The organism is Streptomyces dysideae (assembly GCF_001514305.1).
GTDB lineage: Bacteria > Actinomycetota > Actinomycetes > Streptomycetales > Streptomycetaceae > Streptomyces > Streptomyces dysideae.
Map to the genome: position 1 here is coordinate 76,882 of NZ_KQ949106.1, position 24,601 is coordinate 101,482.

21 protein-coding genes are annotated in these 24,601 nt (G+C 71.7%); 5 read left to right on the plus strand and 16 right to left on the minus strand.

Annotated elements, in window-relative coordinates; translation table 11 throughout:
* Positions 1-24 precede the first annotated feature (24 nt).
* Positions 25-891 carry an esterase/lipase family protein gene (locus AQJ91_RS36485; RefSeq protein ID WP_067030382.1) on the plus strand — a complete coding sequence of 289 codons (867 nt, stop codon included), beginning with the start codon at positions 25-27 and terminating at the stop codon, positions 889-891.
* 62 nt (positions 892-953) lie between these two features.
* Here AQJ91_RS36485 and AQJ91_RS36490 read toward each other — a convergent pair whose 3' ends face one another.
* Both AQJ91_RS36490 and AQJ91_RS57545 read right to left on the minus strand, forming a co-directional pair.
* Entirely contained in the window at positions 954-1,904 is a 951-nt protein-coding gene (locus AQJ91_RS36490) for a lytic polysaccharide monooxygenase (RefSeq protein WP_067030385.1), read from the minus strand.
* Positions 1,905-2,075: 171 nt separating this feature from the next.
* Positions 2,076-2,210, minus strand: coding sequence for a hypothetical protein (locus AQJ91_RS57545; RefSeq protein WP_107122630.1), 135 nt, complete (start codon positions 2,208-2,210; stop codon positions 2,076-2,078).
* A 139-nt stretch (positions 2,211-2,349) separates the two neighbouring features.
* Between AQJ91_RS57545 and AQJ91_RS36495 the strand changes: the two genes are divergently transcribed.
* On the plus strand, positions 2,350-2,970 hold the full coding sequence (locus AQJ91_RS36495; protein ID WP_067030387.1) for a class I SAM-dependent methyltransferase: 621 nt from the start codon (positions 2,350-2,352) through the stop codon (positions 2,968-2,970).
* 9 nt (positions 2,971-2,979) lie between these two features.
* Here the strand turns inward: AQJ91_RS36495 and AQJ91_RS36500 are convergent, their stop codons facing one another.
* Both AQJ91_RS36500 and AQJ91_RS36505 read right to left on the minus strand, forming a co-directional pair.
* The gene (locus tag AQJ91_RS36500; RefSeq protein WP_067030390.1) at positions 2,980-3,480 is read right to left on the minus strand and encodes a ribonuclease FAU-1 family protein; all 501 of its coding nucleotides are present in this window, start codon (positions 3,478-3,480) and stop codon (positions 2,980-2,982) included.
* Positions 3,461-4,390, minus strand: coding sequence for a GNAT family N-acetyltransferase (locus tag AQJ91_RS36505; RefSeq protein ID WP_067030393.1), 930 nt, complete (start codon positions 4,388-4,390; stop codon positions 3,461-3,463). Before AQJ91_RS36505 ends, AQJ91_RS36500 begins: the two co-directional genes overlap by 20 nt.
* A gap of 70 nt (positions 4,391-4,460) precedes the next feature.
* On the opposite strand from AQJ91_RS36505, the gene AQJ91_RS36510 reads away from it, so the two are divergent.
* On the plus strand, positions 4,461-4,829 hold the full coding sequence (locus AQJ91_RS36510; RefSeq protein WP_067030395.1) for a GntR family transcriptional regulator: 369 nt from the start codon (positions 4,461-4,463) through the stop codon (positions 4,827-4,829).
* Between the two features lie 146 nt (positions 4,830-4,975).
* Here AQJ91_RS36510 and AQJ91_RS36515 read toward each other — a convergent pair whose 3' ends face one another.
* Together AQJ91_RS36515 and AQJ91_RS36520 are read right to left on the minus strand one after the other, a co-directional pair.
* Positions 4,976-5,728, minus strand: coding sequence for a DUF72 domain-containing protein (locus tag AQJ91_RS36515; protein ID WP_067030398.1), 753 nt, complete (start codon positions 5,726-5,728; stop codon positions 4,976-4,978).
* Between the two features lie 29 nt (positions 5,729-5,757).
* Positions 5,758-6,867, minus strand: coding sequence for a DUF5925 domain-containing protein (locus AQJ91_RS36520; protein WP_067030401.1), 1,110 nt, complete (start codon positions 6,865-6,867; stop codon positions 5,758-5,760).
* 167 nt (positions 6,868-7,034) lie between these two features.
* Here AQJ91_RS36520 and AQJ91_RS36525 point away from each other — a divergent pair, with 167 nt between their 5' ends.
* Positions 7,035-8,456: a GH39 family glycosyl hydrolase gene (locus AQJ91_RS36525; RefSeq protein WP_067030404.1), complete on the plus strand. Its 1,422-nt coding sequence runs from the start codon at positions 7,035-7,037 to the stop codon at positions 8,454-8,456.
* Positions 8,457-8,483: 27 nt separating this feature from the next.
* On the opposite strand, the gene AQJ91_RS36530 is transcribed toward AQJ91_RS36525, so the two are convergent.
* The 7 genes from AQJ91_RS36530 to AQJ91_RS36560 all read right to left on the minus strand — a co-directional run bounded on the left by AQJ91_RS36530 (position 8,484) and on the right by AQJ91_RS36560 (position 18,206).
* Entirely contained in the window at positions 8,484-12,308 is a 3,825-nt protein-coding gene (locus tag AQJ91_RS36530; RefSeq protein ID WP_067030407.1) for a hypothetical protein, read from the minus strand.
* Positions 12,301-13,101: a polysaccharide deacetylase family protein gene (locus tag AQJ91_RS36535; protein ID WP_199848118.1), complete on the minus strand. Its 801-nt coding sequence runs from the start codon at positions 13,099-13,101 to the stop codon at positions 12,301-12,303. Before AQJ91_RS36535 ends, AQJ91_RS36530 begins: the two co-directional genes overlap by 8 nt.
* Complete coding sequence (locus AQJ91_RS36540) at positions 13,098-14,093, minus strand: glycosyltransferase family 2 protein (protein ID WP_067030410.1); 996 nt, start codon at positions 14,091-14,093, stop codon at positions 13,098-13,100. Before AQJ91_RS36540 ends, AQJ91_RS36535 begins: the two co-directional genes overlap by 4 nt.
* Positions 14,090-14,911: a glycosyltransferase family 2 protein gene (locus tag AQJ91_RS36545; protein ID WP_067030413.1), complete on the minus strand. Its 822-nt coding sequence runs from the start codon at positions 14,909-14,911 to the stop codon at positions 14,090-14,092. The genes AQJ91_RS36540 and AQJ91_RS36545 overlap by 4 nt, the downstream gene beginning before the upstream one ends.
* 378 nt (positions 14,912-15,289) lie before the next feature.
* The gene (locus tag AQJ91_RS36550; protein ID WP_067030416.1) at positions 15,290-16,387 is read right to left on the minus strand and encodes a GNAT family N-acetyltransferase; all 1,098 of its coding nucleotides are present in this window, start codon (positions 16,385-16,387) and stop codon (positions 15,290-15,292) included.
* A 1-nt stretch (position 16,388) separates the two neighbouring features.
* A complete protein-coding gene (locus AQJ91_RS36555) occupies positions 16,389-16,814 on the minus strand; it encodes a hypothetical protein (protein ID WP_067030419.1) in 426 nt (141 codons plus the stop codon).
* Positions 16,815-17,000: 186 nt separating this feature from the next.
* The gene (locus AQJ91_RS36560; RefSeq protein ID WP_067030422.1) at positions 17,001-18,206 is read right to left on the minus strand and encodes a S8 family peptidase; all 1,206 of its coding nucleotides are present in this window, start codon (positions 18,204-18,206) and stop codon (positions 17,001-17,003) included.
* Between the two features lie 315 nt (positions 18,207-18,521).
* Between AQJ91_RS36560 and AQJ91_RS36565 the strand changes: the two genes are divergently transcribed.
* Positions 18,522-19,328 (plus strand): SGNH/GDSL hydrolase family protein, encoded by an 807-nt coding sequence (locus tag AQJ91_RS36565; RefSeq protein ID WP_067030425.1) that lies wholly within the window; start codon positions 18,522-18,524, stop codon positions 19,326-19,328.
* A gap of 4 nt (positions 19,329-19,332) precedes the next feature.
* On the opposite strand, the gene AQJ91_RS36570 is transcribed toward AQJ91_RS36565, so the two are convergent.
* Genes AQJ91_RS36570 through AQJ91_RS36580 form a run of 3 tightly spaced genes read right to left on the minus strand, consistent with a single transcriptional unit; the run spans position 19,333 to position 24,521 of the window.
* Positions 19,333-20,946 carry a serine/threonine-protein kinase gene (locus tag AQJ91_RS36570; RefSeq protein WP_067030428.1) on the minus strand — a complete coding sequence of 538 codons (1,614 nt, stop codon included), beginning with the start codon at positions 20,944-20,946 and terminating at the stop codon, positions 19,333-19,335.
* A 45-nt stretch (positions 20,947-20,991) separates the two neighbouring features.
* On the minus strand, positions 20,992-22,701 hold the full coding sequence (locus tag AQJ91_RS36575) for an urease accessory protein UreH domain-containing protein (protein ID WP_067030431.1): 1,710 nt from the start codon (positions 22,699-22,701) through the stop codon (positions 20,992-20,994).
* Positions 22,698-24,521, minus strand: a complete 1,824-nt coding sequence (locus tag AQJ91_RS36580; protein WP_234383256.1) for a tetratricopeptide repeat protein — start codon at positions 24,519-24,521, stop codon at positions 22,698-22,700. The genes AQJ91_RS36575 and AQJ91_RS36580 overlap by 4 nt, the downstream gene beginning before the upstream one ends.
* Between the last annotated feature and the right edge of the window lie 80 nt (positions 24,522-24,601).

Sequence of the window (24,601 nt, forward strand, 5' to 3'; positions counted from 1 at the left end):
CTTGAGCCGCAAGGAGATCACCCGATGCTGCCCTGGAAACGAGTGCTCAGACCCCTGACCGCGCTGCTGCTGACCGCCGTGGTCGCCGTCGTCCCCGCCGCCACCACCGCCCAGGCCGCCGCCGACGCACCCAGCAGCGGCTGGAACGACTTCGCCTGCAAACCGTCCGCCGCCCACCCCCGCCCCGTCGTCCTCGTGCACGGCACCTTCGCCAACTCCGTCGACAACTGGCTGGCCCTCGCGCCGTACCTGAAGAACCGCGGCTACTGCGTCTACTCCTTCGACTTCGGCCAGCTGCCGGGCGTGTCCTTCTTCCATGGCCTCGGGCCTGTCGACAAGTCGGCCGAGCAGCTGTCCGCCTTCGTCGACAAGGTGCTCGGCTCGACCGGCGCCGCCGAGACCGACCTCGTCGGCCACTCACAGGGCGGCATGATGCCCCGCTACTACCTCAAGTTCCTCGGCGGAGCCGCCAAGGTGAACGCCCTCGTAGGGATCGCGCCCAGCAACCACGGCACCACCCTGGGCGGCCTCACCCAGCTGCTGGACTACTTCCCCGGCGCCAGGGACCTGCTCTCCGCCAACATCCCCGCCCTCGCCGACCAGGCCGCCGGCTCCGCCTTCCTCACCAAGCTCAACGCGGACGGCGACACCGTCCCCGGCGTCCGCTACACGGTCCTCGCCACCAAGTACGACGAGGTGGTCACGCCGTACCGGAGCCAGTTCCTCAGCGGACCGAACGTCAACAACGTCGTCCTGCAGGACCTGTGCCCGCTGGACCTCTCCGAGCACGCGGCGATCGGGCTGCTCTCCAGGGTCGCCTTCCACGAGGTGACCAACGCCCTCGACCCGGCGCGCGCCACCCCGACCACCTGCGCCTCGGTGTTCGGCTGAGGCCGGTGCGTGTCCTCGGGGCCTGTCCGGCCTGAGCCGCCGGACAAGCCCCGAAGCCCGTCTCAGCGACCGTGCCGGCCGCCGCTCACCGCACGCCGGCGGGGCGACGCGAACAGGATCGCCGCACCGAGCGCCAGCACGCCCGCGCCGCCCATCACGAGGTACGGGGTGCTGGTGTCGCCGCCGGTCTCGGCGAGGTTCCCGGTGGCACCGGCCGCCTTGGGCCGGTTGGCGACGGGGGCCTCGGGCGCCGCGGCCGGCTCCGCCGACGTACCGGCGTCGTCGTCGCCGTGCCCGTGGTGCTCGACCGTCGACTTGTCGGTACCGTCCTCGATCTGCTCCTCGGAGGGCGCCGAGGCGCTCGGGGCGACGGTGGCGGCATCGCCGCCGAAGGTGACGTCCGAGCAGGAGTAGAACGCCTCCGGGCTGTCCGAACGCTGCCAGACCGCGTAGAGCAGCTGCTTGCCGGAGCGCTCGGGCAGGGTGCCGGAGAAGGTGTAGAAGCCGCCCGACGCGACCGGGTCGGTGGCCGTCGCCACCGGGTTCGCCAGGTCCAGGTCGTCCCAGGCGAGCGGCTGGGTGGGATCGTAGCCGTCCTTGGTGACGTACACCTTGAAGGTGCCCTTGTGCGGGGCTGTCACCCGGTACCTGAACGTGTACGACCCACTGCTCACGCTGGTCGCCGGCCAGTCGGCGCGGGCCAGGTCGAGCCCCTTGAACGCCTCGTTGTCCGCGCTGCACAGCTTGCCGTCCGGGATCAGCTCCTGGTGCCGGCCGCCCGCGTCACCGATCCGGACGCCGTTCCAGTCGTACAGCGCCTGCGTGCCGCCCGCCGCGACGGCCGCCTCGCATGCGTCGGACGTGGGGCTCTCGGGACCCTCCGCGTAGCACTGCGAGACCCGGCTGACGGGGTCACCCATCGAACCGTGCGCGGCCGCCGGGGCGAGGGCGGTCAGGGCGAGCGGGGCGATGCCGACGGCGGCGACGGCGGCGGCCTTGCGGCGTGCGGGCATGGGGGATCTCCTCGGAACCGGTGCTGATGGGGTGCCGGATCCAAGAAACCGCGAAACCGCCTGCTGGAGGCGGTCCGCGGCGATCTTTATGGCCGCCTTAAGGGAGTGCTCAGACTGAGATCAGGTAGGACGGCATCGCCGTCAGGGACGGGCTGTTGGGGGCGGGTCGGCTCAGCCGTCCGGCCACCACGTGCGCGCGATGTCCTTTCGGACTTCCGGGCGCCCCGCGGGGCGCTCGTCGGCCTCCTCGCGGATCCGGCGGGCGTCCGTCTTCTTCAGGGGCTTCTGCACGGTCACACGGCGCATGGCTGCCTCCTTCGCGCCTACCCGAGTTCCGCGTTTGTCACGGAGGTAGACCCTTTCGGCGAGAGTTCCTCATCGGCGTCGGTCTGTCAGTGGCGGCTGTCACGATTCGACTGTCAGTGGCGGGTGTCACCCTGGGTGCATGACCAACGACGATCATGGTGACGGCACCGGGACCGGCCTCGACTGGGACGCGGCGGCCGCCACCTTCGACGACGAACCGGACCATGGCCTGCGCGACCCGGAGGCGCGCCGGGCCTGGGCGGACCGCCTGCGCGGCTGGCTGCCCGAGCGCCCCTCGGACGTCCTCGACCTCGGCTGCGGCACCGGCAGCCTGTCGCTGCTCGCCGCCGGACAGGGACACCGAGTGACCGGCGTGGACAGCTCCCCGCCCATGGTGGATCTCGCCCGCGCCAAGCTCGTCGGACGTGACGCGGCGTTCCTCGTCGGTGACGCGGCGGCGCCGCCGGTCGGGGAGGAGCGCTTCGACGTGGTCCTCGTACGGCATGTGCTGTGGGCGCTGCCCGAGCCGGGCCGGGTCCTGCGGCACTGGCGGGAGCTGCTCAGGCCCGGCGGGCGGCTCGTCCTGGTCGAGGGCGTGTGGGGGACGGTCACACCGGTGGGCATACCGGCGGACCGGCTCGCCGCCCTCCTCGCCCCGCTCACCGGGCCGGTGCGCGTGGAGCGGCTGTCCGGTGACGCGCGGTTGTGGGGAAAGGACGTGGACGACGAGCGGTACGCCGTGGTGGCCGCCGTGCCGTGAGCCCGGCTGTTACGCCAGCAGCGCCTCGAAGCCGTCCTCGCGGGCCAGCGACTCCAGCTCGTCGAGGGCCGCCACGGAGGCCGCCGCGGCCTGCGGATCCGTCTCCGCGAGGCCGCTCTCGGCGAACTCGTCCTCGTCCAGGCGGCGTACGTCCGTGCCGTCGGCGGAGCGCCACAGGTCGAGGTCGAGGTCCTCGACGACCAGCTCGCCGGCGGAGACCGTGGCCGGGCGGGTGATGTCGCAGTACCAGCCCTTGAGGGCGCCCGTGCCGTCGCGGACCTCCTTCACGGCGTACCAGCGGTCACGCCAGTAGTACTCCGTGAAGACGTCGCCCGGCTCGAAGCGCACGAAGCCGAAGTCGCGTACGCCGGCGCCGGCCCAGGGGGCGCGGACGGCGACACGGGTGCCGTCGTCGCTCACCAGCGTGCTCCCGTAACGGATCTTCGTGCGGCCCGCCTTGACCAGGACCACGTCCAGGTGACGTGCCGTGTCAGGTGAGTTCGTGGACACAGCGGACCTCCGTCGCGCAGATCTCGTAGCCGAACCAATTGTTGATCGCGAGCATCGGCTCGTTGCCGGTGTCGTTGCCCGTGAACGCCTCCGTGAACCCGGCGGCGCGGGCGCGGTGCAGGGAGTCGTTCTTGGCGAGCTTGGCCAGGCCCCGGCCGCGGAAGGCGCGGGCGGTGCCGGTCATGGCGGTGCCGTAGCGGCCGGCGTCGTCGGTGTGGGCCACGCTGAAGGCGGCGGGGCGGCCGTCGACGACCGCGACGGTCGTCAGCTCGCGGTTGAGCAGCGGGTGCATCCAGGTCTCCTCGAGCCACGCCTCGTAGTCCGTGAACTCGGCGCCGACGTCGCTCGGTTCGTCGGACGTCACCTCCGCGTCCAGCTCGAACATCGGGCGCGGATCGTCCGCGTAGTCGGCGGCCGTGCGCAGCTCGACGCCCGCGGGCGGGGACTGGAGCGGGGGCAGCTCGCCCTTCGCCAGGTCCAGGCGGAGGAAGTGCGCGGAGCGCCTCGCCTCGTAGCCGCGACGCTCGGCGAAGGCGTGGTTGTGCGGCTCGTCCAGGACCCAGGTGAAGACCTTGGTCACACCCCGGGTGGCCAGGTACTCCTCGGCGGTGCGGACCAGCAGGGAACCGGCGCCGCGTCCCGTCCGCCCGGGATGCACGTACACGTTGGCGAAGCCCAGGCCCGGCGTCGGGCTGTCGTGGGCGACACCGACCTGGGCCGTGCCGATGATCTCACCACCCTGCTCGGCGAGGAGCTGGCGGAAACCGGCGTCCGGATGGGCGTGGGTGAGGGCGTGCACCGCGGACCGCGGGGTGGTCACCATGAAGGGCACGGCAAGCTGCCGGACAAGGACGAAGCCCTCGGCGTCGGCGGGGACTTCGGGGCGCAGATCGCGCACAAGCACAGTCATGTGTGCGCACGCTACGTGGTGGCGCGCGCGGGCTCCTCTCATTTTCCGGCGGGTACGGGACAATCACTGCGTGACCTTGAAGATCCACATCGACGACAGTGCCGCGCCCTACGAGCAGGTGCGGGCGCAGATCTCCGAACAGGCGCGATCGGGGGTGCTGCCCGTGGGGTACCGGCTGCCGACCGTGCGGGGGCTGGCCGAGTCGCTGGGGCTGGCCGCGAACACGGTCGCCAAGGCGTACCGCGCGCTGGAGACGGACGGGGTGATCGAGACGCGGGGGCGCAACGGCACGTTCGTGGCTGCCGCAGGCTCGGCGGCGGAGCGGGAGCTGGCGTCGGCCGCGCAGGCTTACGCCGAGCGTGTCCGACGTCTGGGGCTGGACGAGGACGCGGCGCTTGGTGCCGTGCGGGACGCCCTGCGGGCGGCGTTCGGGAAGTAGGGGTTCGGCGTCCGGAGGCTGAGCCGGGTTCGGCACCGCCGGAGTACGCCGTCGCGGCTGAGCGTCGTTGCGGCGGAATCAATGTCGGCGGCGAGATGAAGGGAGCGGTTGGAAGGCGGTGCGGTTGTCGTCGGGCGGCACGGTCGTCATGGCGTACGCGTGACCTCCAGCCCCTTCGCCGCCGCCACCCGCCCGAACGCCCTCGCATCCTCCACCGCCGCCCCATACGGGTCGTTGTTGAAGTACGCGTACACGTCCTCGCCCTCGGACCACGCCCCCGCGGCCCGCTCGGCCCACGTCTTCAGCGACTGCCTGCCATAGCGCGGCCACGCCTGCGCACGGCCCTCGTGGAAGCGGACGTACCCCCAGTCGGCGGTCCGCCACAGCGGGGTCACCGGGCGGGCCCGTACGTCGGCCCAGCACAGGGCGGCGCCCCGGGACTCCAGGACCTTGCGGACCTCAGGCGTCCACCAGGAGTCGTGCCGGGGTTCGACGGCGATCCGGGTGGACCGGGGGAAGCAGGCCAGGCACGTGTCCAGCAGGTCGGGGTCGGCCTGCAGCGTCGGTGGCAGTTGCAACAGGACCGGGCCCAGCCGGGCGCCCAGGCCCGCCGCATGGGTCATCAGGCGGTCCACCGGCTCCTCGGGGTCCCGCAGCCGCTTGATGTGGGTGAGGTAGCGGCTGGCCTTGACCGCGATCACGAAGTCGTCCGGCACCCGGGCCCGCCAGGCCTCGAAGTTCTCCCGCGTCGGCAGCCGGTAGAAGGCGTTGTTGATCTCGACCGTCGCGAAGTGCTCCGCGTACTCCTCCAGCCACCGCCGCACGGGCACGTCAGCCGGGTACAGGACGCCCCGCCAGTCCTTGTACTGCCACCCCGACGTGCCGACGAACAGGGTCATATCTCCATCAAAGCACCGGCCGGCGGGATCTACAGATACAGCCCCGCGTCCGCCCCGCCCCGCGGCTCCGGCAGCGCCGTCGGAGACGTCCCGCGCCGCAGCGCGTACAGCTCCGCCAGCGTCGCCCCCTCACGGCCCAGATCTTCCTCCCGGCCGACGGCCTCCCTGCCCAGCCAGCTCACCGCCTCCCGCCGGGTCAGCGGCCCCACCTCGATACGGGCCAGACAGCGGCCGGGGCGGACGACGGCGGGGTGGAGGCGCTCCAGGTCCTCGTTGGTCGTGACGCCGACCAGGACGTTGCGGCCCTGGCCCAGCAGGCCGTCGGTGAGGTTCAGCAGCCGCGACAGGGCCTGGCCCGCCGTGTGCTTCGCCTCCCCGCGGATCAGCTCGTCGCAGTCCTCCAGGAGCAGCAGCCGCCAGCGGCCCTTGCCGGTGGAGTCCTCCTCGCCGATCGCGATGTCCATCAGATAGCCGACGTCGGAGAACAGGCGCTCCGGGTCCAGGACGCAGTCCACCTGGCACCAGTCCCGCCAGGAACGCGCCAGCGTGCGCAGCGCCGACGTCTTGCCGGTGCCCGGCGGGCCGTGCAGGAGCAGCAGGCGGCCCGCGATGTCCTCCGGGGTCGTCTTCATCAGGTGGTCCATGGCGTCCGCCACCGGCGCGGTGTAGTTCTCCCGCACCTCGTCCCAGGTGCCCGCCGAGATCTGGCGGGTCGTGCGGTGCGGGCCGCGCCTCGGGGAGACGTACCAGAAGCCCATGGTCACGTTCTCCGGCTGCGGCTCGGGCTCGTCCGCCGCGCCGTCGGTGGCCTGGTCGAGGACCTTCTCGGCCAGTTCGGCGCTGGTCGCCGTCACCGTGATGTCGGCGCCGCGGTTCCAGCGGGAGATCAGCAGGGTCCAGCCGTCGCCCTCCGCCAGCGTCGCGCTGCGGTCGTCGTCGCGGGCGGCGCGCAGCACGCGGGCGCCGGGCGGCAGGAGCGTCGCCCCGGACCGTACGCGGTCGATGTTGGACGCGTGCGAGTACGGCTGCTCGCCCGTCGCGAAGCGGCCGAGGAACAGCGCGTCGACGACGTCGGACGGCGAGTCGCTGTCGTCGACGTTGAGCCGGATCGGCAGAGCGTCGTGTGGGTTCGCAGACATGCCGCCATGATCCGGCACGAGGCCGCCGTGTGCACCCGGTTTCCGAGGTCGGCCCGGAGTGTCGGCGGTGCCCGTCGGCTCCGTTTGTACCCCCTCCGTCCTGTTACAAGGGCGTAGCCCTACGAACTCTGCCCCCGGGGTGATTTCCGCCGTTACTGTTGCCCTTGATGGGACGTCATGGGTGGAATTCGGGGGCAGGGCGGTGGCGGCTCACCGCGCTGCTCGGGGTGGGTCTGGCCGCGCTGGCCCTGGTGGTGACCCTGCTCAACACGCTTCCCGCCGACGGCGGAAGCACCAGGGGCACCTCACGCGACGGCGACAAGGTGCACGGCACTCCCGCCGCACCCGAGGACGAGACGACACCGGACGTCGGCTGGGGCTTCACCCACACCCAGCACAGTGCCGACGAGGGCAGCGGCGCCGCCGTCGAGCGTGCCGAGGGCCTGCTCTCCCAGGGCGGAGGGCTGCCGCAGAACCAGCACATCATGGGCTGGGGCGCCGACAATCCCGAGCCGGTGAAGGGGCGTTACGACTTCGAGGCGATGGACCGCCGCATCGACTTCGTCCGTGCGTCCGGCGGCACCCCGGTGGTCACCCTGTGCTGTGCGCCCGACTGGATGAAGGGCGGCAAGGCCGGCGTCGACAACACGAACTGGAGCCAGGCCGCCCTGGAGACCGCCCCGGAACCCGAGCACTTCGAGGACTTCGCCGCGCTCGCCGTGACCGTCGCCAAGCGCTATCCGGACGTACGCCACTTCATCGTCTGGAACGAGTTCAAGGGCTTCTGGAACGACGCCGAGGCCCGCTGGGACTACGAGGGGTACACCAGGCTCTACAACCTCGTCCACAAGGCGTTGAAGGCGGTGGACCCGGACATCATGGTCGGCGGGCCGTACCTGGTGATGGACAGTGTCGACCCGCGCGCGGAGGAGGCCTCGACGGCGCTGACGGGCAGCTGGGGCGCCATGGACCAACGCATCGTGGACGCCTTCGCCTACTGGAACAAGAACAAGGTGGGCGCCGACTTCGTCGTCGTGGACGGCTCCAGCTACACCCGGGACGACGAGTTCCTGTCCGACGAGTTCGCGGCCACCGACAAGTTCACGGCCGTGAGCCAGTGGGTGCGGCGGCAGACCGGTGATCTGCCGCTGTGGTGGGCCGAGTACTACGTCGAGACCGCCGACGGCAACGACGACCGCAAGGGCTGGTCCGAGCCGCACCGTGTCGCCGTCCAGGCCGCCGGGATGATCGCCATGGCCGAGGGCGGCGCGACCTCGGGGTTCTACTGGAACCCGGAGGAGGAGAAGGGCACCGACTGCCCCGGCTGCCTGTGGACGCCCACCGACAGGGCCGGCGGTGGGAAGAAGCTGCCGATGTACGACCTGGTCGCGCGGTTCAGCAGGGAGTTCCCGCCGGGGACCGCCTACGAGAGCGTGTCCGTCGCCGCCGACGACGTGCCCGACGTCCGCGTCCTCGCCACCGACAAGGCCGTCCTGGTCGTCAACATCCTGGACCGGCCGATCAGCGCGAAGGTCGACGGGAAGCGGTTCGACATGCGAGCGCATGAGGTCAAGTGGCTCAGCCGCTGAGCCACTTGACCACCATGCCGACCTCGCTCACTTGATCGTCAGGAACCGCTGCACCAGCGAGGCCAGCAGCACCGCCAGCAGCGGCAGCGAGAACCAGAAGCTGCTCTGCAGCCACCGCAGCTGCCGCACGCCCGGCCGCACCGCCACCCGCACGACCTCCCGCGCGGTCAGCAGCACGATCAGCGCCAGCGCCGCGAGAGCGCCCACGACCGACCACGGCGTCCAGGTCACCTGCGGTCCGATCGGCCCGGGATCGGCGGCGGGGACCTTGCCCGCGGGCTGCTTCGCCATCGTGTAAAGGGTGACGTCGGTGTTGCTGAACGTCTTCTTCAGCTCCGGCCGCTTGTCCAGGTTCTGTACGAGCCGGGACTCCCAGGTCGTCGAATAGCCCATGTCCAGCCGGAGATAGGTGACCTGACTGCGGTTGATCATCAGATACGAGTTCTGCCCCGCGTCCTTCAGCGCCTTGACCAGCCCCGACACCAGCACCGGGTCGGTCGGCGCCAGTGTCGGCACGTACTCGACCTTCTCCATGTCCCGCGAACCCCACGGCATCGCCGGAGTCACGTTGTTGAGCGTGTCGTTGCTCAGCCACAGCAGACGCAGGCTCGGATCGTCCTGGGCGTACACGTACTCCATGGCGGCGACCTCGCCGGGCCGGATCCGCTCGAACGGCTCGTTGCCCCAACGGGCCACCAGGAAGCCGCCGATGAGGACCAGGCCCGCCATCAGCGCGGCCAGCGGAGCGAGACTCACCCGGTCCTTGTCGCGCTCCTTCGCGGTGACGCCGGTGCGCGGGAACAGGGCGAGACCGGCGAGCAGGGCCGCGCCCGGCAGGGCGAACATGAAGACCCGCAGGGCCATCTCGCCGCCGTACGACTGCATGCCGAAGCCCAGGAACGGCACGAAGGTGAGGACCAGCAGCGACCGCTCGCGGTACTTGTGGTCGCGGCGGCGCCACCAGCCGTAGCAGGCGGCGGTCATCACACTGCCGGCCAGCAGCACGCGCGTGTACAGCACGAGCTTGTGTGTCGAACTGCCGCCCTCGATACGGCCGGACACCGACGACGACACATTGCTGCCGACGCCGCCGACTCCGCCGAAGAGCTCGTCGAAGTGTCCGGACCAGTACGGCTCGGCCATGAAGCCGACCCAGAACGCCACCAGCACGCCGAACAGGATGGGCAGCCCGCGCAGTTCGGACTTGCCGATCAGCACGAGCGCGGCCAGCACGCCCAGCATCACGAACGGGGTGAGCTGGTGGGCCGGGACGCTCGCCGCGAACAGCCCTGTGACGAGTATGAGCAGCACGGCCCGCTGGCGGCGGCCGGCCGGTTCGACCTCCGCCTCGCCGGGGCGCCGCTTCGTCCAGATCACGCGCGGTGGGCGGAACCAGACCAGGAGGACCGCAGCGAACACCAGGTAGAGGAGGTAGGTGAAGCCCTGCGGTGAGAAGTAGTCCTGGCCGACCCAGCCGCTGAGCACGAAGATCCAGATGCCGGTCCACTTGGCGCGCCAGCTCGCCCGCATCGAGCGCACGAGCAGGAACATCGGCGCCAGATAGAGCAGTTGCACGGCCGGCGGCCACCAGCGGATGACCTCGGTGAAGTCCGTGACCCCGCACGCCTTCGCGACGAACGCGGCCACCGCGAAGAAGCCCGGCCAGCTCCAGCGGGCGTCCAGGTCGGGTACGGCGGACCCGGTGCGGTCGATGTAGTCGAGGAAGCCGAGATGCTGCCAGGCCGTCGCGAACCGCGGCTCGGTCTCGATCACGGCGGGCAGCGCGTGCAGGGACACGACCGTCGCGAGCAGCGTGATCAGCAGCAGCGCCTTGTGCTCCCGGCCCAGCCACAGCAGCGACGCGAACACCGTGGCCAGCAGCGCGGCCCCGACCAGCGTCGGCAGCGGCAGCACGGAGATCAGCCCGAGCCCGCCCATCCCGTCGAGGTCGGCCTCGCCGAGCCGCAGCGCGGGCACCCAGTACAGCAGCAGGGCGGCGGTCAGCAGACAGCCGAGGACCACACCCAGGCGGGTGGGATGCAGACGGTCCCGCCAGGCGAGCGGCGGCGCCTCGGGCTGCCGTACCTCGTCGCGCGCGGGCGGCTCTTCCGGTACGGCGGCCTCCTCTCGTACGGCCGGCTCCGCGGCTACGACGGGCTCCTCGCGTTCGGCCGACTTGCCCGCGTCGAACTCGGACTCGAACGGCGCGTCCACCTCCGTCGGCCCCAGCGAGGCCTCCGAGCCCGGTTCCCGTTCCTCGACCGGCAGCCCCAGCTCCGGCTTCCGCGCCCAGGTCGGCCGGGGGTCCCGGCCGACGGGCGCCCCGGTGGGCGGCGTCCCCGGTCCCGGACGGACATCGGGCCGGCGCTCCTGGTGGTCGAAGTCGACATGGATGCCGAGCGCGAGTGTGTCGCTGTCCAGCGCCCACGCGGGCCCTCGCCTCCCGGGCACCTCGCGCGCCCCCAGATCGGCGAGGTCGCCGTCGGGTGCCGCGTCCTCGGGGACCGTGGCCGGCGCGGCCCTGGCCACCTTGTACAGCTTGGGCGCGGCGAGCGCGACGATCACCGCGAGCGACGAGATCTCGGCGACGCCCGCGCCGGTCAGGCCCATCCGCGGGAGCAGCAGCAGCGTCAGCCCGAGCACCAGGGCACACAACAGGCCCTGCAGCCAGGCCAGTCCGGCGGTACGGCTCTGCGCGCGCAGCACCGCGAAGTACGTCTCCATGACAACCCGCAGCACCGCGCCGACCGCGAACCAGCGCAGCAGCGGCGTCGCCGCGTCGGCGTAGCCCGCGCCGAAGACGCCCAGGATCCACGGCGCCCCGAAGAACAGCACCGCGGCCACCGGCAGCATGATCCGGGCCATGCGGCGCAGCGCGGCCCGGGTGTTGGCGGCGAGTCGTCCCGGGTCGTGCGAGCCCTCGACCGTGAGGGAGGCGCCCATGTTGATGGCGAGCAGGTTGACCGTGCCGCCTATGGTGGTGGTGATGTAGAAGTACGCGTTGTCCTCGGAGCTGACCTGCGCGGCCACGATCACGGGGATGAGGTAGACGACGGCCAGGGAGAACAGCGAACCCGTGTAGTCGCCCGCCAGGAACTTGCCGATCTCCCGCAGGGCCGGCGGACGCGCGTGGTCCTCGGTCGCCTTCACATGCCGTGGCACCAGCCGCCGGAACACCAGCCAGCCCAGCGGCAGCACCGAGACGGCGATCGCCGCGACCCACGACACGAAGACACCGGTCGTCGGGACGGCCGTCGCGAAGGCGACCAGCAGGCCCAGCTTCACCGCCGAGAACGCGGTGTTGCCGACCGGCACCCACAGCGCGCTGCGCAGCCCGGTCAGCACCCCGTCCTGGAGGGTGAGCAGGTTCCAGGCGACGACGGCCAGGATGAAGCCGAGCCCGTTCACCGGCCCCTGCAGGAAGCGGTACGACGGCCCCCACGCGGCCAGCGTCAGCAGGAAGACGCCCGCGGCCAGCGCCACGATCACGCAACTGCCCGCGTACGTACGGAAGATCAGCCGCCCGGTGCCGCGGCCCGCGACCGGGATGAACCGGGCCAGCGCGCCGGTCAGAGCCACCGCGGTCAGGCCGGCGAGGAACTTCATCGCGGCGATCGCGGCGGAGCCCTGCCCGACGGCGGCCTCGGAGTAGTAGCGGGCCGCCGCCAGCCAGAAGCCGAGCCCGAGCACCGCGGAGACGCCGGTGTTGAGCATCAGGGCGTAGGCGTTGCGGAACAGCGGGCTGCCGCCGGACGACCGGCCCAGGCCGGGCAGACGGAGCCGGCGCCCCGACTGCTCGGGCGCCTTGGCGTCGGGAGCGGTGGGCTCGGTCGTGGTCGTCGTGTCAGACACGGGAACGGATGGCCTTCCGGCGGACCTGTCGGGCTCTGCGGACCACGGCGTACCCCTTGGTGAGGGCACGGTCCGTGGCGAAGGTGCGGGCGATGGCGCGGCCCTCGACCAGCCGCTGGAACTCCTCGATGCCGGTGCTGCGGCGCACGGTCAGCCGCGTCAGGGCGTACGGCCCCTGCCGGCGCCGGGCCAGACCGTTGCTGACGGCGAGCGCCTGGGCGTACCCCGTCTCGCGCACCGTCTCGCGCACCCGGCGGCTGGAGTAGCCGTACGGGTAGGCGAACGAGGACGGGACGGTGCCCAGCTCGTCCGAGATGATCTCCTTGCAGAGGATCAGCTCGGAGCGCAGTGTGTCGTCCGGGATCTGGTCGAGCTGCGGATGGGTGTGGCTGTGGCCGCCGATCTCGACGTCCGCCCCGGCGAGTTCGCGGACCTGGTTCCAGTCGAGCATGGCGTCCAGGCCGCCCCCGGTGTCGTACGGGCCGCGCAGCCACCCCGTGGAGACGAACAGGGTGGCGGCGAAGCCGTGCTTGGCGAGCACGGGGAGGGCGTGCCGGTGCACGCCCTCGTAGCCGTCGTCGAAGGTGATCAGCACAGGGCGCCCGGGCAGCGGCTTGCCCGAGCGCCAGCGGGCCGCGAGATCGGCCGTGTTGACCGGTGTGAGGCCCAGGTCGCCGATCAGCGCCATCTGTTCCGCGAACGCCTCCGGCGCCACGGACAGCTCGCGGGTGGCGTCGTTCGGTGAGGTCGCGATCGAGTGGTACATGAGAATCGGCACGCGCGCGTCCGTCATCCGCTGGCCCCCTCGATCCCTGCCACCGTGTACGTCACGCCGCCCCGGCGCGTCCGGACACTGCCCACCACGTACCCACCGGCCGCCGTCAGCACCCCCGCGACGATCGCGCCGGCCCGCCCCGCACCGCCGGGACGCGCGAGCAGGGCATCCCGCAGCCCGCGCGCCACCCCGGCCGGCAGGACCCGGGTGGTGTACCGGCGCTCGGACTCGAGCCCCTTGTCGGCGCCCACACTCCGGGCCACCAGCGCCTTCGACAGGCCCTCGGCATACGTGCGCGTGCGGAAGTACCCGAAGTGCTCGCGCGCCTCGGGCACCCGGTGGTGGATCACCGCACGGTCGTCGATCAGCAGCACGGCGTCAGGTCTGGCCCGCGTGAGCCGGATGCACAGCTCCGTCTCCTCGCAGCCCAGCGGCCGCTTGTCGCCGTCCCGCCCGATGCCGGTGGCGAAACCGCCCGCCGCGTCGAACGCCGTACGACGGAAGGAGGCGTTGCCGCCCAGGACGTTGCGGACCCGGACCCGGCCCGGCGGCAGACCCTTGTACGTGCAGCCCACCACCCAGTCGAACTCCTCCGGGAACCAGTCCGGCCGGCTCCCCGACGCCCAGATGGGCTCCGTACGCCCGCCGACCGCCATCACCCGCGGGTCGGCGTACCCCTCGGCGAAGTGCCGCAGCCAGTCCCGCTCGGCCACGGCGTCGTCGTCGAGGAAGGCGATCACATCGCCGTGCGAGGCGGCGATGCCGGTGTTGCGGCCCGCGGACAGGCCACGGGGGCCCGCGTTGGCGAGCACCCGCACGGGCGTGCCCTCGTCGGACTCCTTGTACTCCCTGGCCAGCCGGTCCAGGAGCGTCTCGTTGTGGTCGACGACCAGCAAAGTCTCCAGCGCCGGATACGACTGCGCCCGCACCGAGGAGACCGCCGCGAGGATGTCCTCCCAGCGGTCCTCGGTGTACACGCAGATCACGACGGAGATGTCGGGACCGCTCAAGACATCTCTCCCCGGACCGAGTCGAGCATCGGGGAGTGCGCCGGACGGCGGCGCAGGGCACGCCGGTTGGAGCGCTCCTTCAGGATCACCCTGAGCACCCGCAGCCCGTCCCGCACGGCGCGCAGATTGCTCGTGCCGTGGATACGGAGGTACTCGTGGCTCGGTATCTCCTGCACCTTGAGCCCGGCCTTGACCACCCGGATGTTCATCAGGGTCTCCACCTCGAAGCCGGTGCAGTCGAGGTCGATCTTGTCGAGGCAGTGCCGCCAGAACGCGTTGTATCCGTAGCAGAGATCGGTGTAGCGGGCGCCGAACTTGCGGTTGACGACCGTGCACAGCGCCCAGTTGCCGAGCTTGCGGATCGGCGTCATGTCGTCCGTGCCGCCGCCGTTGGCGAAGCGGGAACCCTTGGCGAAGTCGGCGCCCGAGACCAGGGCGGAGACATACGACACGATCTCGTGGCCGTCGGCCGAGCCGTCCGCGTCGACCATCACGATGATGTCGCCGGTGCACGCCTCGAACCCGGTGATCAGGGCATCCCCCTTGCCCTTCCCGCGCTGCGGCACGACCTTGACGTCGGGCCACAGCTCACGGGCCACTTCTACAGTGTTGTCGGTTGAATTGCCGTCCACGAGAACCACTTCATGGATCCAGTCCGGAAGCGTCTTGAAGACGTAAGGGAGATTCTCCGCCTCGTTCATGGCGGGAATCACCACGCTCACCGGCGGCGCTATGGCCAGGTGAGAGGAGATCGGCCGGTACTTGCCGGCAGTGAAAGGATCGCGACCCGCGGTCGCGGGGCGCAGAACAGAACTCATGAGTCTGGTCCCTCTCGTCCGGTGGACCGCCCGCCCCTGGGCGGCCCGGCTCTTTGTCCGGTTCGAAAGGGGGGTTCTCACTCACGGCACGGTGAAATACACCTCCATGGTTCTCCGCGCACGCATCGTGAGCTGGCAAATCTGGCCGGCCTCCGGAACAAGACGACAGCCGGTCGCGCGGCACGACTCGGTCACATGAGCGGTCACCGAGCACCCCCCTACCGCGCCCCCCACCGGATGCCGCCGCGGTCCCTTGAGCCCTCCCCTGGAGCCGCGTACCGACGGTCCGATGCGAGTGAGATGTACGACGGTATTGACGATTGAGCCTGTATGGCAAGACCTGGAACGAGGCCTCACGTTTTTGTTGCTTTTGGCCTGTTACCGGCGTCCCGACCGGATCTTCCCCATCTGCTTGAGCAGCCGGTCCGCCGGCTCGAACAGCTCCGGCCGGGACTGCACCGTGTTGCGCAGCGCCCGCACCGGCGCACGCCGCGCGCGGTGTCCCAGCGCGACCGGGTGACGGCGTGTCACCCACCCCTCGGACACGCTGAGTTCACGTGTCTTCAGGGAGTCCTTGTATTCCTTCTGGCCCCGGCCGAGATCCAGATACGCGATGCCGTCGGCGGCGGCCGCCTCGGCCATCCGCAGATGCAGGACCAGACCGGGGGAGTACTTCGAGAACGCCGGGTCGTACGCCGGGAACCAGCAGGCCAGCACCCGTTCGGAGCGCAGCCCGAAGTGGGCGGCGACCGGCTTCCCGTCGGCGTACAGCACGGACAGGATCCCCGCGAACGGCTCGGAGCGGGTGTGGAACAGCTGCTCCACCAGCCGGGTGATCCAGTCGTGCGCGAAGCGGTCGCTGCGTCCCGTGCGGCGGTACTGCGCGGACTTCCAGTCCATCAGGGCGCGCAGGGCACCCGGGTCGCGCTCGTCGTGCACATAGCGCACGCCCTCGTGGTTCCGGCCGAGCTTGCGCTCCTTGGCGAGCGTCGACTTGGTGAACTTCGGTGCCTGCTCGCGCAGCTGGCTCAGATACGCCTCGTAGCCCTGGTCGACGTCCATGACCGGCGACGGGAAGCTGCCGGACGCCCCCGCGGCGAACGGGGCCTGCCCCTCCACCAGATGGTCGAACTCCCATACGGCGAGCCCGCAGGCCCGCAGCAGCTCCCGGGCGTCCCAGCTGACCCCGGGCCGGTGCACCAGGCCCTGGGCGTCCGAGACGCCGAGCCCGACGGCCCGCCCCACCCCGGCCGCCGTGCGCTGGTACGGGAAGAACGCGGTGGGTTCGCCGCCCTCCCGTACGACCGCGATCCGCACCCCGCGCCGGCAGCGGCCGACCGCGAGCGTGAACTCGGGGGACAGGAACGGGTTCGCCAGCTCGGGCGATCCGTGCAGATGGGCCTTGGACTGCATCGCCGTCCACGCCGCCCGGTCGGCGGCACTGAGCTCGCCGGGGCGGTACACGCTGATGTCCACGTCAGGGAGTCCGCTTCCTCGTCGTGCGGCCACGCAGCCGCCGTACCAGAACCAGCAGGAGCACGAGGGAGCTGACCGCGGTCACGGCCACGATCCCGCCGCGTACCGACCAGCGGTGCACGGCCAGCATCCCCTGGGCCACCAGCATGTTGACGACGACCGCGCCCGCAATCGCGGCGACGGTCCGGCCGAAGGGTTCCAGCCCGCGCAGCGCGGCGGCGATGGCCGCGGTCGGCGCCGCGAGCAGGAAGAACAGGGTGAGCGGAGCGCGCAGCGGTGAGTCCGTCCCGGTGAGTGCGAGGACCGCGCCGAATCCGGCGGCGGCCGTCGCGGCGCCCGCGAGCAGCGGTGACAGGTCCCTCCCCGGCCCTGGTCGCGCCTGCTCGGCGCCCGGTCTTGAAGCTGTCTTGATACGTAAGGTCTGCATTGGCGACTTTGCCCCCTGAAGCGCCGGATGCCGGGCTTCAATGTCGCTCAGCTCCGTGGCGGGCGTCAAGGGCCGAAAGGTCCCGGGGCCACTTCTCGTCTTCTCGCCCGGCTTTGCGCACGCCGTTCCCCGGAGGCGGCGGACGCCTCCGGGGAACGGTCGTTCAGGGGGTGGTGCGCACCGGGGTCACGGCACGAGCTTCAGAAGCCGGTTCGGGGAACCGCTGCCCGGGCTGGTGACCGCACCGGTGGTCGCGCCGCCCGTCAGGGCCGTGGCGACCGTGGCCGGGGTGGCCGAGGTGTGGCCGGCCAGGTAGACCGCGGCCGCGCCCGCGACGTGCGGGGTCGCCATCGACGTACCGGAGATGGTGTTGGTCGCGGTGTCGCTGGTGTACCAGCCCGCCGTGATCGAGGAACCCGGCGCGAAGATGTCCAGAACCGAGCCGTAGTTGGAGTAGCTGGCCCTGGCGTCCGTGTTGGTGGTGGCGCCGACGGTGATCGCCTCGGTGACCCGGGCCGGGGAGTACGAGGAGGCGTTGGCGCTGCTGTTGCCGGCCGCGATCGCGTAGGTCACGCCGCTGGCGATGGAGTTGCGCACGGCCGTGTCCAGGGCGGTGGAGGCGCCGCCGCCGAGCGACATGTTGGCGACCGAGGGACCCGAGTGGTTCGCCGTCACCCAGTCGATGCCCGCGACGACGCCCGCCGTGGTGCCGGAGCCGCTGTTGTTCAGCACCCGGACCGCGACGATGTTCGCCTTCTTGGCGACGCCGTAGGTGGAACCCGCGACGGTGGAGGCCACATGGGTGCCGTGGCCGTTGCCGTCCTGCGCGGTGGTGTCGCCGTCCACGGCGTCGTAACCGTAGCGGGCGCGACCGCCGAAGTCCCTGTGGGTGATGCGGACGCCGGTGTCGATGACGTACACCGTCACGCCGCTGCCCGCGGTGTCCGGGTAGGTGTAGGTGCCGGACAGCGGGAGCGAGGTCTGGTCGATGCGGTCCAGGCCCCAGGGGGCGTTGGACTGAGTGGCGTCCATCTGGACGCGCTGGTTCTGCTCGACCGAGGCCACCGCCGGGTCGGCGGCGAGTCTCTTGGCCTCGGTCGCCGAGAGGGTGGCGGTATAGCCGTTCAGCGCGGTGCTGAACGTCTTGATCACCGAGCCGCCGTACTCCTTGACCAGGTTCTTGCCCGCGCTGGAAGAGGCCTTCAGGCCGGCGCTCTTCTTGAGCGTGACGATATAGCTGTCCTTGATCGCCGTGGGGGAGCCGGCGGCCAGGACCTTGCCCTCGGCCGGGGCGGCCTGGGCGGGGATGGCGGTGAGGCCGCCCACGAGAGCGGCGGTCGCCAGGCTGGTTATCGCGGCGACCCGGAACTTCTTGCTACGCAGTTGTGCCATTACGAGGGAGTCCTCCTCTTGGCGGCGCGCGCCGGGGTGGGGTGCGCGTCTGTGGGGGATGTACGCGCGATCGCGCACATGACCCGGAGCGTCGCGTTCCACTCCGGGCTGCAGTAAAGCGTCCGCCATCTGCGCGGGTAGAACAAGGCAGTTGACGCCCTGTCAACAAATCTGTCATGGGCACGTAATCAACCACATCGTGAACCCGCGGGAGAGGAGGTGTGATGACCGCAAAAGTCTTGGCATGGACACTTCCTATCAACACGCGTAGTTGCTACGACGGTTGTGGCAGAGATCCTGCTAAAGGGAGGTTCCATGAGACGTTCCCGATTTACCTCATACGTCACCTCGCTCCTCCTCGCCACCGCCGCGGCCCTCACCGGCGCCACGACGGCCCAGGCGTCCGAACTCGCCGCCACCGGCGGCTATGTGGCGCTCGGCGACTCCTACTCCTCCGGCGTCGGCGCCGGCAGCTACATCTCCTCCAGCGGCGACTGCAAGCGCAGCACCAGGGCGTACCCCTACCTCTGGGCCGCCGCGAACTCACCCTCGTCGTTCCACTTCACGGCCTGCTCGGGCGCTCGTACGAGTGATGTCACGGCCGGCCAGCTCGCCCCGCTCAACTCCGGCACCGCCCTCGTCTCGATCTCCGTCGGCGGCAACGACGCCGGCTTCGCGGACGTCATGACGACCTGTGTGCTCCAGTCCGACAGCGCCTGCCTGTCCCGCATCAACACCGCGAAGGCGTACGTCGACTCCACGCTGCCCGGCCGCCTCGACAGCGTGTACTCGGCGATCCGCGCCAAGGCCCCGGCCGCCCATGTGGTCGTCCTCGGCTACCCCCGCTTCTACAAGCTCGGCGCCTCCTGCGTCGGCCTCTCCGAGACCAAGCGGAAGGCGATCAACGCCGCGGCCGACTACCTGGACACCGCGATCGAGAAGCGCGCCCTGAACCACGGATTCACCTTCGGTGACGTCCGGCCCACCTTCACCGGCCACGAGATCTGCTCCGGCAGCTCCTGGCTGCACAGCGTGAACTGGCTCAACATCGGCGACTCGTACCACCCCACCGCGGCCGGCCAGTCCGGCGGCTATCTGCCGGTGCTGAACAGCGCGGCCTGAACCGTCACTGAGCCGCCGTAGGAGGTGGCGAAGGGGAGACCCCGCCCGTCGGGGTCTCCGCCTCACAGGTCACCGAGAACGGCACCGAGTTGGACGTGGTGCGCACCGGATCACGGACCTCGACACTGATCGCGTTCTCGAACGTCCCGCTGTCGTCATACGTCGTCACGAACGCCCGGTCCTGCTTGGACCGTCCGCCGCTCTCCGGGAACGACAGCGTCTTCCAGCCCGGATCCATGATCTCGCCGTCCTCCGACACCCAGCGATAACTCACCTGCGCCGGCAGCCGGCCCACCGTGAACGTCGCCGTGAACGCGGGTGCCCTGCCGTCCGACGGCGGACAGGGCCCGGAGTACTCCGTGTTCGCACCCGACAACGACACCTGCACGGACTGCGAGGCGGGGGTGGTGGCGGGGCTGCTGCTGGGCGGTTTCGTTTCCGGACTCCCGGAACCGCCCGCGGTGCTGTCATCGTCGGTATCGGACGCTGTCGGCGAAGTCCCCTCGCCGGCCTGGCTGGTGCGGCCGTCGGCGCCCGGACTGCCGCCGCCGTCCTCGCGGTCGAGGAGGGCGTACGTCAGACCCGCCAGGGCCAGGGCGAGGGCGGTGAGGCCTGCGATCAGGGCGATGGCGGCACGGCGGTTGCGGTCGGGACCGGTGGGCGTGGGGGTGGTGGGCGTGGTCGCGGCGGTGGGGACGGGGGCTGCCGGGGGTGGCTGCTGCGGTGGTTGCTGGTGGGCCGCGATCGTCGGGGTGTACGGGGCCGCCCGCACGGTGTCCGCGCGGGGTGTGCCGCCCGCGCCGATGATCCGCAGGTCCTGTTCGGCCTGGTCGGTGGTGAGCCGCTCGGCCGGGTCCTTGCGCAGGATCCCCTCGATCACGGGGGTGAGCGGACCGGCCCGGTGCGGCGGGGGCAGCTCCTCGTCGACGATGGCGCGCAGGGTGCTGAGGGGGGTGTCCTGGCGGAAGGGGGAGTTGCCCTCGACGGCCGCGTAGAGCAGTACGCCGAGGGACCACAGGTCGGACTGCGGACCCGGCGTGCGGCCCAGCGCCCGCTCCGGGGCGAGGAATTCGGGCGAGCCGATGACCTCGCCGGTCATGGTGAGCGCGGAGCTGCCCTCGACGGTGGCGATGCCGAAGTCGGTGAGCACGACACGGCCGTCGTTCGACAGCAGCACGTTGGCCGGTTTCACGTCCCGGTGCAGGACCCCGGCCTCGTGCGCGGCCCGCAGGGCGGCCAGCACCTCGGCGCCGATGTGCGCGGCACGCTGCGGCGTCAGCGGGCCCTCGGCGTCCAGGAGTTCGGCCAGCGAGATGCCGCGCACCAGCTCCATGACGATCCAGGGCCGGCCGTCCTCGGTGGCCACGTCGTACACCGTCACGACATTGCGGTTGGCGACCCGCGCCGCCGCCCACGCCTCGCGCTCCAGACGGGCGTACAACCGCTCGATGTCCGGGCCCGGCAGTCCCGCCGGGGCGCGCACCTCCTTGACGGCGACCTCACGGTGCAGCACCTCGTCGCGAGCCCGCCACACGGTGCCCATGCCGCCCTCGCCGAGCGGCGAAAGGAGGCGGTAGCGGCCGGCGATCAGACGTTCACTGCCCGGTTCTTCGGACACGGGCGTCCCCCATTCGCATCCGTGCGTTTTCTCCCCAAAAGTAGCTCAGCCGAGTGCGGATGCCGCCCCCTTGAGCACCAATCCGGCCCCGAGGGCCACGACGAGGAGCGCGGAACCGACGGGTGCGGTCCTGCGGAGGAACGCCGTCAGGGGGTGTGCGGTCCAGCGGGGGCGCCGGTCCAGCACCCGGGTCACCCCCGTACCCAGTTTGACGACGGCGAACCCGGCGGCGGTCAGGGTGAGGGCGAGCCCGACGCCGTACGCGACGACGAGCAGCAGCCCGAACCACGCCTTGCCGAGCGCCGCGGCGCCGACGAGCACGACGACCGCGGAAGGGCTGGGCACGAGGCCGCCGGCGAAGCCGAGGAGGATCGTGCCGCGGAGAGTGGGGGCGGTGGGGTGGGAGTGGGTGAAGCCGCCGTGGGTGTGCTCGATGTGGCTGTGGCTGTGGGGGTGGGGGTGGGGGTGATCGTGTTCGTGGCTGTGCTCGTGGCCGGCTGTGGGGGTTGGGGCGTGAACGGGGTCTTGTGACGCGGCGTGACTGTGCGCGGCGACCAGGACTCGCGGGCGTTCATGGGCGTGGTCGGCGTCGTGCGTGTGGTCGTGGGCATGCCCGTGATCGTGGTCGTGTGTGCGCCCAGGGCCGTCTCCGTGGCTGTGGCCGTGTCCGTGCGGGTGCCCGTGGTCGTGACCGTGGGGGTGGCTGTGACCGTGCCCGTGCTTCCGCCCGCGCCACGCCCGTCGTACGAGCGTCGCGCCCGCCAGCGTCACCAGGACCCCGCTCGCGATGCCCAGCCAGGCGATCACCGAGGGTGCCGCCGCCGAGCCTGCCGTGACCAGGAGGCCCAGGGCGACCACGCCGAGGGTGTGGGTGACCGTCACCGAGGCGGCCAGGGGCATGACGTCCTTGAGGCGGGCCCTGCCGCCGCGTGCCGTCGCCACCGCGGCCATCAGCGTCTTGCCGTGACCGGGTGCGAGGGCGTGCATCGCGCCCAGGAAGACCGCGATGACCAGGGCGAGGGCGGCGAAGCCGACGGTGAGGTCGTGGCGGGCGACCAGGTTGTCCAGGGCGCGGGTCCAGCGGTCGGCGCCGCGCGGGAGGACGGAGGAGGCGGGGGCGTCCCGCTGTTCCTCGGCGAGGGCCGGGCCGCCGGGGCGGATACGCAGGGAGGCGGTCGTGGTGTCGGCGGGGGAGGAGAGCAACTCCTCGGGGTAGTCGGTCAGTTCGCGGGATACCGAATCCTCCGGTACGTCCGACGCGGTGAGCGTCGTCCGGTCGCCGCGCGCGGTGATCTCACGCCAGCCGGGCCCGGAGTCCGCGCCCGCGCCGCGGAAGCCGAGGGTGACGGTGGTGTCCTCGGGGAGCGGTGCCGTCAGCCTGCACTCCACCCGGAGCGTGTCGAGCCCCGCCTGACCGGGCCGTACGCGCGCGTGGCTCGCGGTGACGGTGAGGGCGGCGGTACGGCCGTCGACGGTGACGGCGCTGTCCCGCGCGGCCGTCGCACACCGGCGTCGCGCCCACTCACTGATGCCCGACTTCTTGATGTCCGGTGCCGCCTGGGTCGCCGGGATCTCGGCGAGGTCCTCGACGTGCAGGACGCGCAGTTCGCCGGGGGCGACGACGAGGCCGTCGTAGCGGTTGACGGTGAAGTTGCCGAGGGGGTGCGCGCTCGCGGAGGTGGAGGGGAACAGCGCGAGCGCGCAGGCCGCCGTGAGGACGGCGCCGGCGGAGGCGAGCAGACGACGGGGGGTCACTCGGCCGCCTCCAGGTCCTTGAGCGCGGTACGGGCCTCGCGAGCGCCGAGAGGGGAGAAGCCGGGGTTCAGCTTCAGGGCTGCCTGGAGGTGCTCGCGGGCGTCCTTCGCGTGGCCGGTGGCGCGTTCGATCATGCCGCGGTGGTAGAGGAACGAGGCGTTGCGGTAGCCGGTGGCGGTGGCCTCGCGGGCGTAGGGGAGGGCTTCGTCGGAGCGGCCGTTGACGTGCAGGGCCCAGGCGAAGGCGTCCGCGGTGTGCACGGTGTGGCGGCGGTCCCATTCGGCGCGGGCGGCGCGCAGGGCGGAGGCCTTGTCACCGTGGTCGGCGGCGGCGAGCGCGGTGTCGAGGTCGGCGTTGACGCCGTTGGCGCGGGCGAGGGCGGTCCAGGCGTTGACGAGGGCGTACTGGTCGCCGGCCTTCGCCTTGTCGCCGTCGGCGCCGCGCTCCTCGTACAGCTCGCCGAGCACTACGAGGGGCCCGGGCAGCGGATACCGGGCCACGACGTTCTCCATGCCCTTGATCGCCCCGGCCCGGTCACCGCCGGCGGCCTGGGCGCGGGCGCGGCCTTCGAGGGCGGGGACGTAGTTCTCGTCGGCGGCGAGGGCGCGGGCGTAGTGGGTGAGCGCGGCCTTGTAGTCGCCCTGGTTCCAGGCGAGTTGGCCGAGCTGGGTGGCGATGTAGGCGATGTCGCCGGGGGAGAAGGCGGAGCTGAGCGCCTGCTCCAGCACGCGCTGCGCGCCGGCCACGTCGCCGCGCAGCTCCCGCACGTACGCGTACCGCGCGAAGACGGGGACGCCGGGCCGCCGGTCGTCGGCGGTGTCGGCGGCCTTGGACGCGTCGGCGTAACGGCCGAGCTCGACGAGGGCGTCGACGCGGGTGGCCAGGGCGCGTTCGCTGTAGGGGTTCTGTTCGAGCGCCTGGTCGGCGTACGTCAGGGCGTCCTCGAAGTCGTGCCGCGCGGCGGCGAGGGCGGCGCGGCCGGCGAGGGCCTGGTCGTTGCCGGGTCCGAGATCGAGCGAGCGCGTGAAGGCCTGCTCGGCCTGCGGGTAACGCGAGGGGTCACCGTTGGTGCGGGCCTGCTCGACATAGGCGAGCCCGAGGGTGGCCCAGCCGCTGAAGTCCCGTGGCTGGTCCCGGAGATGGGCCTGAAGAGAGTCGATACCCGCGTCGAGATCCCCACCAACGAGCACCCCCGGAGCCACGGCCGCGGGCACCGACGCGACGGCGTTACCCCCACCGTCCCGCACGGCTCCAACAGCGACGGCCCCGGCAGTCATCGCGACGGCCAACAGAGCGGCACACCCCGCAAGATGAATCCCCCGCCGCCGACTCGAAGCGGCAACGCGACGCAGGGCGGCGACGCGGGGGCCGGCGCCCACAGAGGAAACGGCAGCCTTCGGACTCGGCGTGCTCGCGGCCCCGGCACCTGGCTCTGGACTCCGCGGGGTTTCCGGCCCGGGGGGCGGTGTGTCGTCGTGCCCGCTGTCCGGCCTGGCACCCGGCTCGGGGCTCTGCCCGTGCCCGGGCTCGGCGGACCGGCCGGCCTCATGACCGTTGGCCGCGGCGTCCGGCTCCGGGCTCTGCCCGTCCCTCGCCCCGCCGTTCAGCGTCTCATCGCCTCCGAGCTCCCGCTTGCCGCTCGCCCCTCCCTCCCGTCGGGCTTCCGACCCGGCTGCCGCGAGCCGGCGGACGGCGGCGACGCGTTCGGCGTTTGCCGTGGGGGCCGGTTGGTTCGTCGTATCCCCGGCTTTCTGGTTGTGCTGCGTGACATCGGGGCCGGGTTCCCTCTCCGGGGCCGTGTCGTTCGTGGGCCGGGTCATGCCCTACTCCTCAGTCCGCTTGTTCTGTACGGAAGTTCACGCAGGCGGCGGCGCGGCCCGCGCCGTGGGGGATGAGTACA

Bases quoted from the DNA above. Each gene is read 5' to 3' on its own strand.
- AQJ91_RS36485 (WP_067030382.1), top strand. From the start codon at position 25: ATGCTGCCCTGGAAACGAGTGCTCAGACCCCTGACCGCGCTGCTGCTG.
- AQJ91_RS36490 (WP_067030385.1), bottom strand. From the start codon at position 1,904: ATGCCCGCACGCCGCAAGGCCGCCGCCGTCGCCGCCGTCGGCATCGCC.
- AQJ91_RS57545 (WP_107122630.1), bottom strand. From the start codon at position 2,210: ATGCGCCGTGTGACCGTGCAGAAGCCCCTGAAGAAGACGGACGCCCGC.
- AQJ91_RS36495 (WP_067030387.1), top strand. From the start codon at position 2,350: ATGACCAACGACGATCATGGTGACGGCACCGGGACCGGCCTCGACTGG.
- AQJ91_RS36505 (WP_067030393.1), bottom strand. From the start codon at position 4,390: ATGACTGTGCTTGTGCGCGATCTGCGCCCCGAAGTCCCCGCCGACGCC.
- AQJ91_RS36515 (WP_067030398.1), bottom strand. From the start codon at position 5,728: ATGACCCTGTTCGTCGGCACGTCGGGGTGGCAGTACAAGGACTGGCGG.
- AQJ91_RS36520 (WP_067030401.1), bottom strand. From the start codon at position 6,867: ATGTCTGCGAACCCACACGACGCTCTGCCGATCCGGCTCAACGTCGAC.
- AQJ91_RS36525 (WP_067030404.1), top strand. From the start codon at position 7,035: ATGGGACGTCATGGGTGGAATTCGGGGGCAGGGCGGTGGCGGCTCACC.
- AQJ91_RS36535 (WP_199848118.1), bottom strand. From the start codon at position 13,101: ATGACGGACGCGCGCGTGCCGATTCTCATGTACCACTCGATCGCGACC.
- AQJ91_RS36545 (WP_067030413.1), bottom strand. From the start codon at position 14,911: ATGAGTTCTGTTCTGCGCCCCGCGACCGCGGGTCGCGATCCTTTCACT.
- AQJ91_RS36555 (WP_067030419.1), bottom strand. From the start codon at position 16,814: ATGCAGACCTTACGTATCAAGACAGCTTCAAGACCGGGCGCCGAGCAG.
- AQJ91_RS36560 (WP_067030422.1), bottom strand. From the start codon at position 18,206: ATGGCACAACTGCGTAGCAAGAAGTTCCGGGTCGCCGCGATAACCAGC.
- AQJ91_RS36565 (WP_067030425.1), top strand. From the start codon at position 18,522: ATGAGACGTTCCCGATTTACCTCATACGTCACCTCGCTCCTCCTCGCC.
- AQJ91_RS36580 (WP_234383256.1), bottom strand. From the start codon at position 24,521: ATGACCCGGCCCACGAACGACACGGCCCCGGAGAGGGAACCCGGCCCC.